This window comes from Leclercia sp. LSNIH8 (assembly GCF_002920195.1).
GTDB lineage: Bacteria > Pseudomonadota > Gammaproteobacteria > Enterobacterales > Enterobacteriaceae > Enterobacter.
Map to the genome: position 1 here is coordinate 64,553 of NZ_PQJY01000010.1, position 12,231 is coordinate 76,783.

A 12,231-nucleotide genomic window follows, 5' to 3' on the forward strand; every position below is an offset into this window, starting at 1 on the left:
GCGAGGGAAGCCAACGCAGAGGCAGCCTGAAGGATGAAGCGTAAAAAGAATTTTGATTAACGCTCGATTTATTCGAGACAACTGGAAGCATGCTAATGGCTACGATTCATGTAGACGGCAAAGAATATGAGGTCAACGGGGCGGACAACCTGCTGGAAGCTTGTCTGTCTCTCGGCCTTGATATTCCGTATTTTTGCTGGCATCCGGCGCTGGGCAGCGTCGGTGCTTGCCGCCAGTGTGCGGTGAAGCAATATCAAAACGCGGAAGACACGCGTGGTCGCCTGGTAATGTCCTGTATGACGCCAGCCGCCGAAGGCACATTTATTTCTATCGACGATCTGGAAGCGAAACAGTTCCGCGAAAGCGTGGTGGAGTGGTTGATGACCAACCACCCGCACGACTGTCCGGTCTGTGAAGAGGGCGGTAACTGCCACCTTCAGGATATGACCGTCATGACCGGTCACAGCTTCCGTCGCTATCGCTTTACCAAGCGTACCCACCGTAACCAGGATCTGGGGCCGTTCATCTCTCACGAAATGAACCGCTGCATCGCCTGCTACCGCTGCGTGCGTTACTACAAAGACTACGCGGATGGTCAGGATCTGGGCGTTTATGGCGCGCATGACAACGTCTACTTCGGTCGTCCGGAAGACGGTACGCTTGAGAGTGAATTCTCCGGTAACCTGGTAGAGATCTGCCCGACTGGTGTGTTCACCGACAAAACCCACTCCGAGCGTTACAACCGTAAGTGGGACATGCAGTTTGCGCCAAGCATCTGCCAGCAGTGTTCGCTGGGCTGTAACACCAGCCCGGGTGAACGTTACGGCGAACTGCGTCGTATCGAAAACCGTTACAACGGTACCGTGAACCACTACTTCCTCTGCGACCGCGGTCGTTTCGGCTATGGCTATGTGAACCTGAAAGACCGTCCCCGTCGTCCGGTTCAACGCCGTGGCGACGACGTCATTACCCTGAACGCTGAACAGGCGATGCAGGGCGCGGCAGACATTCTGCGCCAGTCGAAGAAAGTGATCGGTATCGGCTCCCCGCGCGCCAGCATCGAAAGCAACTTCGCGCTGCGCGAGCTGGTGGGTGCGGATAACTTCTACACCGGTATCGCCCAGGGCGAGCAGGAACGTCTGCAGCTGGTGCTGAAAGTGCTGCGCGAAGGCGGTATCCATACCCCGGCGCTGCGCGAAATCGAATCCTATGATGCGGTACTGGTATTGGGCGAAGATTTGACCCAGACCGGCGCTCGCGCAGCCCTGGCGGTTCGTCAGGCGGTGAAAGGGAAAGCGCGTGAAATGGCAGCGGCACAGAAAGTGGCTGACTGGCAGATCGCGGCTATTCTCAACATCGGCCAGCGCGCGAAGCATCCGCTGTTCGTGACCAACGTTGATGACACCCGTCTGGATGACATCGCCGCCTGGACCTACCGCGCGCCGGTGGAAGATCAGGCCCGTCTCGGCTTTGCTATTGCTAACGGCCTCGACAGCAGTGCCCCGGCCGTTGAACTGGATCGCGATCTGCAGAACAAAGTTGACGTGATCGTGCAGGCGCTGGCCGGTGCGAAGAAACCCCTGATTATCTCCGGTACCAACGCTGGCAGCAGCGAGATCATTCAGGCGGCAGCGAACGTGGCCAAAGCGCTGAAAGGCCGTGGCGCCGACGTTGGCGTGACCATGATTGCCCGTGCGGTAAACAGCATTGGTCTGGGTATGATCGGCGGCGGCTCTCTGGAAGAGGCGCTGAGCGAGCTGGAATCTGGCTCTGCGGATGCCGTTGTCGTACTTGAAAACGATCTCCACCGCCATGCTTCTGCCGCACGCGTAGACGCTGCGCTTTCTAAGGCGCCGCTGGTGATGGTTATCGACCATCAGCGCACCGCCATTATGGACAAAGCGCACCTGGTGCTCTCTGCGGCAAGCTTCGCGGAAAGCGACGGGACGGTGATTAACAACGAAGGCCGCGCCCAGCGCTTCTTCCAGGTTTATGACCCGGCCTACTACGACAACACCACCCTGATGCTGGAAAGCTGGCGCTGGCTGCACTCCCTGCACAGCACCGTGCTGAGCCGTGAGGTGGACTGGACGCAACTCGACCACGTGATCGACGCCGTTATTGAAAAGCTGCCGCAGCTGGCAGGCATCAAAGATGCGGCGCCGGAAGCGAGTTTCCGTATTCGCGGCCAGAAACTGGCGCGTGAACCGCATCGCTACAGTGGCCGTACTGCAATGCGCGCCAACATCAGCGTACACGAACCGCGTCAGCCGCAGGATAAAGACACCATGTTCGCCTTCTCGATGGAAGGGAACAACCAGCCGTCTGCGCCACGTTCGCAGATCCCATTCGCATGGGCGCCAGGCTGGAACTCCCCGCAGGCATGGAACAAATTCCAGGCTGAAGTGGGTGGTTCCCTGCGCCACGGCGATCCGGGCGTACGCCTGATTGAAGCCAGCGAAACCGGTCTGGCGTTCTTCTCCACCGTTCCGGCACGCTTCCAGGCAGAAGAAGGCAACTGGCGTATTGCGCCGTACTACCATCTGTTTGGTAGCGACGAGCTGTCACAGCGTTCCCCGGTCTTCCAGACCCGTATGCCGCAGCCGTACATCAAGCTCAACCCGGCGGATGCCGCGAAGCTTGGCGTCAACGCAGGCGCGAACATCAGCTTTAGCTATGAAGGCCAGACAATCAGCCTGCCGCTGATTATCTCTGAAGGTCTGACAGCAGGGCAGGTGGGTCTGCCGATGGGTATGCCTGGCATTGCCCCGGTGCTGGCCGGCGCGCGTCTTGATAACCTGCAGGAGGCAAAAGCATGAGTTGGTTAACGCCTGATCTTATCGACATCCTGCTGAACATCCTGAAAGCGGTTGTTATCCTGCTGGTGGTGGTCACCTGCGGTGCGTTCATGAGCTTCGGTGAACGTCGTCTGCTCGGTCTGTTCCAGAACCGTTACGGACCGAACCGCGTGGGCTGGGGTGGTTCACTCCAGCTGGTCGCGGACATGATCAAGATGTTCTTTAAAGAGGACTGGATCCCACGCTTCTCGGATCGCGTGATCTTTACTCTGGCACCGATGATCGCCTTTACCTCGCTGCTGCTGGCGTTTGCTATCGTTCCGGTCAGCCCGACCTGGGTGGTGGCTGACCTGAACATCGGCATTCTGTTCTTCCTGATGATGGCAGGTCTCGCGGTTTACGCGGTGCTGTTCGCAGGCTGGTCCAGTAACAACAAATACTCCCTGCTGGGTGCGATGCGTGCTTCCGCGCAGACGCTCAGCTACGAAGTGTTCCTGGGTCTCTCCCTGATGGGCGTGGTGGCGCAGGCCGGTTCATTCAACATGACCGACATCGTCAACAACCAGGCCGACATCTGGAACGTCATCCCGCAGTTCTTTGGTTTTGTTACCTTTGCTATCGCGGGCGTGGCGGTGTGTCACCGTCACCCGTTTGACCAGCCAGAAGCCGAGCAGGAACTGGCCGACGGTTACCACATTGAATATTCCGGTATGAAGTTCGGTCTGTTCTTCGTGGGCGAGTACATCGGTATCGTCACCATTTCCGCGCTGATGGTCACGCTGTTCTTTGGTGGCTGGCATGGCCCGTTCTTACCGCCGTTCATCTGGTTCGCGCTGAAAACCGCGTTCTTCATGATGATGTTCATTTTGATTCGCGCTGCATTACCACGTCCGCGTTATGACCAGGTAATGTCCTTCGGCTGGAAAGTGTGCCTGCCGCTGACGCTCGTCAACTTGTTGGTAACGGCGGCTGTCATTCTCTGGCAGCAGCCATAAGGGGCTTTGAGATCATGACCTTGAAAGAATTATTGGTAGGCTTTGGCACCCAGGTACGCAGTATCTGGATGATCGGCCTGCACGCGTTTTCTAAACGCGAAACCCGGATGTATCCGGAAGAACCGGTATATCTGCCGCCGCGCTACCGTGGCCGTATCGTGCTGACGCGCGATCCGGACGGTTCGGAGCGCTGCGTTGCCTGTAACCTGTGTGCGGTAGCCTGTCCGGTTGGCTGTATCTCTCTGCAGAAAGCAGAGACGGTGGACGGTCGCTGGTACCCGGAGTTCTTCCGCATCAACTTCTCACGCTGCATCTTCTGCGGCCTGTGTGAAGAAGCGTGCCCGACCACGGCGATTCAGTTGACCCCCGATTTCGAACTGGGTGAATTCAAACGTCAGGATCTGGTGTACGAGAAAGAGGATCTGCTGATTTCCGGTCCGGGCAAATACCCGGAATATAACTTCTACCGGATGGCGGGTATGGCAATCGACGGCAAAGATAAGGGCGAAGCAGAGAACGAAGCCAAGCCTATCGACGTCAAGAGCCTGTTACCGTAAGGAGAGGGGCAATGGAATTCGCTTTTTATATCTGTGGCCTGATCGCCATCCTGGCTACGCTGCGAGTGATTACGCACACCAACCCGGTGCATGCGCTGCTCTATTTAATCATTTCGCTGCTGGCTATTTCCGGGGTGTTCTTTGCGCTGGGCGCACACTTTGCCGGTGCGCTTGAAATCATCGTTTACGCCGGGGCCATCATGGTTCTGTTCGTCTTCGTGGTGATGATGCTGAACCTGGGCGGCTCTGAAATTGAGCAGGAACGTCAGTGGCTGCAACCGCAGGTGTGGATTGGCCCGGCAATTCTGTCGGCCATCATGCTTGCGGTGATCGTTTATGCCATTCTGGGTGTGAACGACCAGGGTATCGACGGCACGCCAATCAGCGCCAAAGCGGTGGGTGTCACCCTGTTTAGGCCATACGTACTGGCGGTGGAACTGGCCTCGATGCTGCTGCTGGCAGGCCTGGTCGTGGCTTTCCACGTAGGTCGCGAAGAGCGCATGGGTGAAGTGCTGAGCAACCGTAAGGACGACAGCGTGAAAAGAAAAACGGAGGATCACGCATGATCCCTTTACAACACGGACTGATCCTCGCCGCGATTTTATTCGTGCTGGGCTTAACCGGTCTGGTTATCCGCCGCAATCTGCTGTTTATGCTGATTGGCCTGGAGATCATGATCAACGCTTCCGCGCTGGCCTTTGTGGTTGCCGGTAGCTACTGGGGCCAGACCGATGGTCAGGTGATGTACATTCTCGCCATCAGCCTCGCGGCTGCGGAAGCGAGTATTGGCCTGGCGCTGTTGCTGCAGCTCCATCGTCGCCGCCAGAACCTGAACATCGATTCAGTAAGTGAGTTGCGTGGATGAACATGCTTGCCTTAACCATTATTTTTCCGCTGATTGGCTTCCTGCTGCTGTCGTTCTCACGCGGCCGCTGGTCTGAAAATCTCTCTGCGACCATCGGCATGGGCTCTGTGGGCCTGGCCGCACTGGTAACAGCGTATGCGGGGATCGACTTCTTTAACAACGGACGTCAGGCTTTCAGCGTTCCACTCTGGACCTGGATGTCGGTGGGTGATTTCAACATCGGTTTTAACCTGGTGCTGGATGGTCTCTCTCTGACCATGCTCTCCGTGGTTACCGGTGTCGGCTTCCTGATCCACATGTTCGCCTCCTGGTATATGCGCGGTGAAGAGGGTTACTCCCGCTTCTTCGCCTACACCAACCTGTTTATCGCCAGCATGGTGGTACTGGTGCTGGCGGATAACCTGCTGCTGATGTATCTCGGCTGGGAAGGGGTGGGTCTCTGCTCTTACCTGCTGATCGGGTTCTACTACACCGATCCGAAGAATGGCGCAGCGGCCATGAAAGCGTTCGTCGTAACCCGTGTGGGTGACGTCTTCCTCGCCTTCGCGCTGTTCATTCTCTACAACGAACTGGGCACGCTGAACTTCCGCGAAATGGTGGAACTGGCGCCGGCGCACTTCGAAGCCGGCAACAATATGCTGTGGTGGGCAACCCTGATGCTGCTGGGTGGTGCTGTGGGTAAATCTGCACAGCTGCCGTTGCAGACCTGGCTTGCCGACGCGATGGCGGGTCCAACCCCTGTCTCCGCGCTGATCCACGCTGCTACCATGGTTACCGCCGGTGTTTACCTGATTGCGCGTACCCACGGCCTGTTCCTGATGACCCCGGAAATTCTGCATCTGGTAGGTATCGTTGGTGCGGTGACGCTGGTGCTGGCAGGCTTTGCCGCGCTGGTCCAGACCGACATCAAACGCGTTCTCGCATACTCCACCATGAGCCAGATCGGTTACATGTTCCTGGCGCTGGGCGTACAGGCGTGGGACGCGGCGATTTTCCACCTGATGACGCACGCGTTCTTCAAAGCGCTGCTGTTCCTCTCGTCTGGTTCGGTGATCCTGGCCTGCCACCACGAGCAGAACATCTTCAAAATGGGCGGACTGCGTAAGTCCATCCCGCTGGTTTACGTCTGCTTCCTGGTGGGCGGCGCGGCGCTGGCGGCACTGCCGCTTGTTACCGCGGGCTTCTTCAGTAAGGACGAAATCCTGGCGGGTGCCATGGCGAATGGGCATATCAATCTGATGGTTGCGGGTCTGGTCGGTGCGTTTATGACCTCCCTGTACACCTTCCGTATGATTTTCATCGTCTTCCACGGTAAAGAACAAATTCACGCTCACGCAGGGAAGGGGATCACCCACCACCTGCCGCTGATTGTGCTGCTGGTACTCTCCACCTTCGTTGGCGCGATGATTGTGCCACCGCTGCAGGGCGTACTGCCAGACACCACCGAGCTTGAGCACGGTCGCGTTCTGACGCTTGAAATCACCTCCGGTGTGGTCGCTATCGCGGGCATCCTGATCGCGGCATGGCTGTGGCTGGGCAAACGACAGCTTGTGACTGCCGTTGCCAACAGTGCGCCGGGCCGTCTGCTGGGCACCTGGTGGTATAACGCGTGGGGCTTCGACTGGCTGTACGACATGATCTTCGTGAAACCGTTCCTCGGCATTGCGTGGCTGATCAAACGCGATCCGCTGAACGCGGTAATGAACATCCCGGCACTCCTTTCTCGCCTGGCCGGTAAAGGCCTGCTGTTCAGCGAGAACGGGTATCTGCGCTGGTATGTAGCGTCCATGAGCATCGGCGCGGTTGTGGTGCTGGTGCTGCTGATGGTGTTGCGTTGATCGTTAAGTGAATTTTATTCGAATTCGTTGAAAATCAGGCCCCTTCTGGGGGCCTTAAAAAGGAATGCAAATCGCCATGTTACTACCCTGGCTAATATTAATTCCCTTTATCGGTGGGTTCCTGTGCTGGCAGACCGAACGCTTTGGCGTGAAGATGCCGCGCTGGATTGCGCTGATCACCATGGGATTGACGCTCGCGCTTGGCCTGCAACTCTGGTTGCAGGGCGGCTATTCACTGACCCAGTCTGCGGGCATTCCGCAGTGGCAGTCTGAATTCATTTTGCCGTGGATCCCGCGTTTCGGTATTACCATTCACCTGGCGATTGACGGTCTGTCGCTGCTGATGGTGGTGCTGACCGGTCTGCTCGGCGTTCTGGCGGTACTGTGCTCCTGGCGAGAAATCGAAAAATACCAGGGCTTCTTCCACCTGAACCTGATGTGGATCCTGGGCGGCGTAATCGGCGTGTTCCTTGCCATCGACATGTTCCTCTTCTTCTTCTTCTGGGAGATGATGCTGGTGCCGATGTACTTCCTGATCGCGCTGTGGGGCCATAAGGCGTCCGACGGTAAAACGCGTATCACGGCGGCAACCAAGTTCTTCATCTATACCCAGGCGAGTGGTCTGGTGATGTTGATTGCCATCCTGGCGCTGGTGTTTGTGCACTACAACGCGACCGGCGTCTGGACCTTCAACTATCAGGACCTGCTGAAGACCCCAATGTCTCACGGCGTTGAATACCTGCTGATGCTGGGCTTCTTCATTGCGTTTGCGGTGAAAATGCCGGTGGTGCCGCTGCACGGCTGGCTGCCGGATGCGCACTCCCAGGCACCAACGGCGGGTTCCGTTGACCTGGCGGGCATCCTGCTGAAAACCGCGGCCTACGGTCTGCTGCGTTTCGCGCTGCCGCTGTTCCCGAATGCCTCTGCAGAGTTTGCGCCGATTGCCATGTGGCTCGGTGTGATCGGTATCTTCTACGGTGCTTGGATGGCCTTCACGCAGTACGACATCAAGCGTCTGATTGCCTACACCTCCGTGTCCCACATGGGCTTCGTGCTGATTGCTATCTACACCGGCAGCCAGCTGGCCTACCAGGGCGCGGTGATCCAGATGATTGCCCACGGTCTCTCCGCAGCCGGTCTCTTCATCCTGTGTGGTCAGCTGTACGAACGTCTGCACACCCGTGACATGCGTCAGATGGGTGGTCTGTGGAGCAAAATCAAATGGCTGCCAGCGATGTCGATGTTCTTCGCGGTTGCCACGCTGGGGATGCCTGGGACCGGTAACTTCGTTGGCGAATTTATGATCCTGTTCGGCAGCTTTAAAGTGGTGCCGACGATCACCGTGATCTCCACCTTCGGTCTGGTGTTCGCCTCCGTTTACTCGCTGGCGATGCTGCACCGCGCTTACTTCGGTAAAGCGAAGAGTGACATCGCTGCCAAAGAACTGCCGGGGATGTCGCTGCGCGAGCTGTTCATCATCCTGCTGCTGGTCGTACTGCTGGTGCTGCTGGGCTTCTTCCCGCAGCCGATTCTGGATACCTCGCACTCCGCGATGGGTAACATCCAGCAGTGGTTTGTTAATTCTGCTTCTACTACAAGGCCGTAAATCGCCATGACAATAACTCCACAACAACTGATTGCGCTGCTACCGCTGCTGATCGTCGGATTGACGGTGGTGGTTGTGATGCTCTCCATTGCGTGGCGACGCAATCACTTCCTGAATGCCACGCTGGCGGTTCTGGGTCTGAACGCTGCGTTAGTCTCCCTCTGGTTTGTTGGCCAGGCGGGTGCGATGGACGTCACGCCGTTGATGCGCGTTGACGGCTTCGCCATGCTCTACACCGGGCTGGTGCTGTTAGCCAGCCTGGCGACCTGTACCTTTGCTTACCCGTGGCTGGAAGGCTACAACGACAACAGAGAAGAGTTTTACCTGCTGGTTCTGATTGCTGCCCTGGGCGGTATTCTGCTGGCGAATGCTAACCATCTGGCGGCGCTGTTCCTCGGTATTGAGCTCATCTCACTGCCGCTGTTCGGCCTGATTGGTTATGCCTTCCGCCAGAAGCGCTCTCTGGAAGCGAGTATCAAGTATACGATCCTGTCTGCTGCTGCTTCGTCCTTCCTGCTGTTTGGTATTGCGCTGCTCTACGCTCAGTCCGGTAACCTCTCGTTTGAAGCACTCGGCAAGAGCCTCGGCGACGGCATGCTGCACGAGCCGCTGCTGCTGGCGGGTCTGGGCATGATGATTGTTGGCCTCGGCTTTAAACTCTCTCTGGTGCCGTTCCACCTGTGGACGCCAGACGTCTACCAGGGTGCGCCAGCGCCGGTATCTACCTTCCTGGCGACGGCGAGCAAAATCGCTATCTTCGGGGTGGTGATGCGTCTGTTCCTCTACGCACCGGTAGGTGACAGCGAAGCGGTTCGCGTGGTGCTCGGCGTGATCGCCTTCGTCTCCATCATCTTCGGTAACCTGATGGCGCTGAGCCAGACCAACATCAAGCGTCTGCTCGGTTACTCCTCCATCTCGCACCTCGGCTATCTGATGGTGGCGCTGATTGCCCTGCAGAGCGGTCAGATGTCCATGGAGACCGTGGGCGTCTATCTGGCCGGTTACCTGTTCAGCAGCCTCGGCGCCTTCGGCGTGGTGAGCCTGATGTCCAGCCCGTACCGTGGCCCGGATGCCGACTCGCTCTTCTCCTACCGTGGTCTGTTCTGGCACCGTCCGATCCTCTCCGCGGTGATGACCGTGATGATGCTGTCGCTGGCGGGTATCCCGATGACGCTCGGCTTTATCGGTAAGTTCTACGTGCTGGCAGTGGGTGTGCAGGCCGGTCTGTGGTGGCTGACGGCGGGTGTCGTTATCGGCTCCGCGATTGGTCTCTACTACTACCTGCGCGTTGCCGTGAGCCTCTATCTGAGTGCGCCTCAGCAGCTCAACCGCGATGCGCCAGGCAACTGGCAGTACAGCGCGGGCGGTATTGTGGTGCTCATCTCCGCGCTGCTGGTGCTGATCTTCGGTATCTATCCGCAGCCGCTGATCACCATCGTGCAGCATGCGATGCCGCTGATGTAAAAACGCCAGAAACAAAAAAACCCGCTTCGGCGGGTTTTTTTATTGCCGGGTGGCGCTGCGCTTACCCGGCCTACAAAACCGTAGGCCCGTGCAAGCGAAGCGCCGCCGGGCTTAAGCCAGCTGCTTACGGCTAATCAGCGGCCCGTCAATTTTTTTGTTTGCGCGCTCCAGCACCTCTTCAATCACCGAAGAGAGCTCGTTCAGCTCGAACTTTGCCACGTAGCCATCGGCTTTCACCTTGCGGATATGATCTTCGTTGGCGTTGCCGGAAAGGGAAGAGTGGATCACCACCGGGATCTCCTTCAGGATGGCGTCGGTTTTGATTTTGCGCGTCAGGGTAAAGCCGTCCATCTCCGGCATCTCAAGGTCGGTCAGCACCAGCGAGATCTTATCGGTAATGGGCACCCCTTCCGCCTGGGCCTGCGCGGCCAGCACGCCGATCTTCTCCCATGCCTCTTTACCGGTGATATGCAGCTGCGCCGGGATCTGCATCGCCTGCAGCCCTTTTTCCAGCATTGAGCGCGCCACTTTGGAGTCTTCTGCCACAATCGCCACTGCACCCGGCTTGATATTGAATTTGGTGATCTGCAGATCGGTAGCATGCAGGTCGTGGTTGGCCGGGGTGATGTCATAGAGGATCTGCTCAACGTCCAGCACCATCGCCAGATCGTTGGTATCCGTTTTCTCATCCAGACAGGCGATACTGGTGATATAGCGTCCGCTGACCGCGGTTTCCGCCGCATGCACCTGCTTCCAGTCCAGGCGCATGATATTTTCGACCGACTCCACGGCAAATGCCTGGACGCTACGGGCATACTCGGTGATCAGCAAAATGTTCAGCCCCGTCGTTGGCTTGCAGCCTGCCACCGCGGCCAGGTCGATAACCGGGATCACCTGATCGCGAATATTAACCATACCCATCAGGGGCGACTTCATCCCCGCCGGTTTGGTGAACGAGGGCATGGGCACAATCTCGCGAAGCTTAAAGACGTTGATGCCGAACAGCTCAGATTTGTTTTCATTCATTGAGCGGCCAAGACGAAACAGCAGCAGCTCAAATCGGTTCGACAGAGTAAGATTTGCCCTGTCATCAATGTCTTTCTGGAAGTTATCCATGTTTGCCCCTCAGTGAAAAATACCGGCCTGATAGGGTTATCGGCAGTTTCGGGGAAAACCAGAGCATTAAACGCGCACGGTAGCAAAATCTTCTGCCAACTGGCTGTCGGCAAACAGAGCGCGGCACTCGGCCAGCAGCATGGCGCAGCCTTCGGCGTCGTAACGGGAACTGACGTGGGTGACGATCAGTTTTTTTACCTGCGCGTCGCGGGCAAGCCTGGCCGCCTGATGCGTTGAGCTGTGGCCGCGGCTGTTGGCTTTTTCCTCCATCGCTACCTCCAGCGTGGCCTCATGCACCAGCAGATCGACGCCCTGAGCCAACGCAAGGGCGTTCTCGCAGGGGGCGGTATCCCCGAAGATAGCCAGCTTCTTACCCGGACGGGGTGGGGAGAGATACGCCGCGCCGTTGATAGTCCGGCCATCTTCCAGGGTGATGCTTTCGCCGCGTTTTAGCTGCTGAAACAGCGGGCCGAAGGGCACTCCCGCGGCGATCAGCGCGGCACCGTCCAGCGCGCCGGGTTTATCCCGCTCTTCAATGCGAAAACCGTAACACTCCACGGGGTGATTGAGCGCCGCAGCGGTCACCGTGTAGGCATCATCTTTGAACACCACGCCCGGTTTGATCTCAATAATCTCGAGGGAATAATCTGTCCATGAGCCGCTGATCCGCAGGCTGGTTTCAACAAACTCCCGGATACCGGGCGGGCCGTAAATGGTCAGCGGCTGGATATTTCCCGCCATCGAGCGGCTGCAGAGCAGCCCCGGCAGGCCAAAAAGATGGTCGCCGTGCAGGTGAGTGATGAAAATTTTATCCAGCTTGCCGGGATGCGCGGCGGTGCGCAGCAGCTGGTGCTGCGTGCCTTCGCCGCAGTCAAACATCCACAGCCCGCCGCGGGTGGGGTGCTGGAGATCCAGCAATATTGAGGTGACGTTGCGCGTACGGGTCGGTACGCCAGCGGATGTTCCTAAAAAAAACAGCTCCATAATGCACT

The 12,231-nt window shown here is 57.8% G+C and carries 10 protein-coding genes; 8 read left to right on the forward strand and 2 right to left on the reverse strand.

What is annotated here, in order from left to right; translation table 11 throughout:
• Positions 1-95 precede the first annotated feature (95 nt).
• The 8 genes from nuoG (at position 96) to nuoN (ending at position 10,123) form a co-directional block, all read left to right on the forward strand.
• The gene (nuoG, locus tag C3406_RS21740; RefSeq protein ID WP_103825142.1) at positions 96-2,819 is read left to right on the forward strand and encodes an NADH-quinone oxidoreductase subunit NuoG; all 2,724 of its coding nucleotides are present in this window, start codon (positions 96-98) and stop codon (positions 2,817-2,819) included.
• Positions 2,816-3,793, forward strand: a complete 978-nt coding sequence (gene nuoH, locus C3406_RS21745) for an NADH-quinone oxidoreductase subunit NuoH (protein ID WP_103825141.1) — start codon at positions 2,816-2,818, stop codon at positions 3,791-3,793. Before nuoG ends, nuoH begins: the two co-directional genes overlap by 4 nt.
• 14 nt (positions 3,794-3,807) lie before the next feature.
• Entirely contained in the window at positions 3,808-4,350 is a 543-nt protein-coding gene (gene nuoI / locus C3406_RS21750; RefSeq protein ID WP_103180465.1) for an NADH-quinone oxidoreductase subunit NuoI, read from the forward strand.
• Positions 4,351-4,361: 11 nt separating this feature from the next.
• Positions 4,362-4,916: an NADH-quinone oxidoreductase subunit J gene (nuoJ, locus tag C3406_RS21755; protein WP_103825140.1), complete on the forward strand. Its 555-nt coding sequence runs from the start codon at positions 4,362-4,364 to the stop codon at positions 4,914-4,916.
• Positions 4,913-5,215: an NADH-quinone oxidoreductase subunit NuoK gene (nuoK, locus tag C3406_RS21760; RefSeq protein ID WP_049841347.1), complete on the forward strand. Its 303-nt coding sequence runs from the start codon at positions 4,913-4,915 to the stop codon at positions 5,213-5,215. The genes nuoJ and nuoK overlap by 4 nt, the downstream gene beginning before the upstream one ends.
• The gene (nuoL, locus tag C3406_RS21765) at positions 5,212-7,053 is read left to right on the forward strand and encodes an NADH-quinone oxidoreductase subunit L (protein ID WP_103825139.1); all 1,842 of its coding nucleotides are present in this window, start codon (positions 5,212-5,214) and stop codon (positions 7,051-7,053) included. The genes nuoK and nuoL overlap by 4 nt, the downstream gene beginning before the upstream one ends.
• A 76-nt stretch (positions 7,054-7,129) precedes the next feature.
• Positions 7,130-8,659 carry an NADH-quinone oxidoreductase subunit M gene (gene nuoM, locus C3406_RS21770; RefSeq protein ID WP_103825138.1) on the forward strand — a complete coding sequence of 510 codons (1,530 nt, stop codon included), beginning with the start codon at positions 7,130-7,132 and terminating at the stop codon, positions 8,657-8,659.
• A gap of 6 nt (positions 8,660-8,665) precedes the next feature.
• On the forward strand, positions 8,666-10,123 hold the full coding sequence (gene nuoN, locus C3406_RS21775; RefSeq protein WP_103180457.1) for an NADH-quinone oxidoreductase subunit NuoN: 1,458 nt from the start codon (positions 8,666-8,668) through the stop codon (positions 10,121-10,123).
• A gap of 111 nt (positions 10,124-10,234) precedes the next feature.
• On the opposite strand, the gene C3406_RS21780 is transcribed toward nuoN, so the two are convergent.
• Both C3406_RS21780 and rnz read right to left on the reverse strand, forming a co-directional pair.
• Positions 10,235-11,239, reverse strand: a complete 1,005-nt coding sequence (locus C3406_RS21780; protein ID WP_103825137.1) for a chemotaxis protein — start codon at positions 11,237-11,239, stop codon at positions 10,235-10,237.
• A gap of 66 nt (positions 11,240-11,305) precedes the next feature.
• Complete coding sequence (rnz, locus tag C3406_RS21785) at positions 11,306-12,223, reverse strand: ribonuclease Z (RefSeq protein ID WP_103825136.1); 918 nt, start codon at positions 12,221-12,223, stop codon at positions 11,306-11,308.
• Positions 12,224-12,231: the final 8 nt, after the last annotated feature.

What these genes read in the sequence shown, in the direction of transcription:
- nuoI (WP_103180465.1), top strand. Translation starts at nt 3,808, where the DNA reads ATGACCTTGAAAGAATTATTGGTAGGCTTTGGCACCCAGGTACGCAGT.
- nuoN (WP_103180457.1), top strand. Translation starts at nt 8,666, where the DNA reads ATGACAATAACTCCACAACAACTGATTGCGCTGCTACCGCTGCTGATC.
- nuoL (WP_103825139.1), top strand. Translation starts at nt 5,212, where the DNA reads ATGAACATGCTTGCCTTAACCATTATTTTTCCGCTGATTGGCTTCCTG.
- C3406_RS21780 (WP_103825137.1), bottom strand. Translation starts at nt 11,239, where the DNA reads ATGGATAACTTCCAGAAAGACATTGATGACAGGGCAAATCTTACTCTG.
- nuoK (WP_049841347.1), top strand. Translation starts at nt 4,913, where the DNA reads ATGATCCCTTTACAACACGGACTGATCCTCGCCGCGATTTTATTCGTG.
- rnz (WP_103825136.1), bottom strand. Translation starts at nt 12,223, where the DNA reads ATGGAGCTGTTTTTTTTAGGAACATCCGCTGGCGTACCGACCCGTACG.
- nuoM (WP_103825138.1), top strand. Translation starts at nt 7,130, where the DNA reads ATGTTACTACCCTGGCTAATATTAATTCCCTTTATCGGTGGGTTCCTG.
- nuoG (WP_103825142.1), top strand. Translation starts at nt 96, where the DNA reads ATGGCTACGATTCATGTAGACGGCAAAGAATATGAGGTCAACGGGGCG.
- nuoJ (WP_103825140.1), top strand. Translation starts at nt 4,362, where the DNA reads ATGGAATTCGCTTTTTATATCTGTGGCCTGATCGCCATCCTGGCTACG.
- nuoH (WP_103825141.1), top strand. Translation starts at nt 2,816, where the DNA reads ATGAGTTGGTTAACGCCTGATCTTATCGACATCCTGCTGAACATCCTG.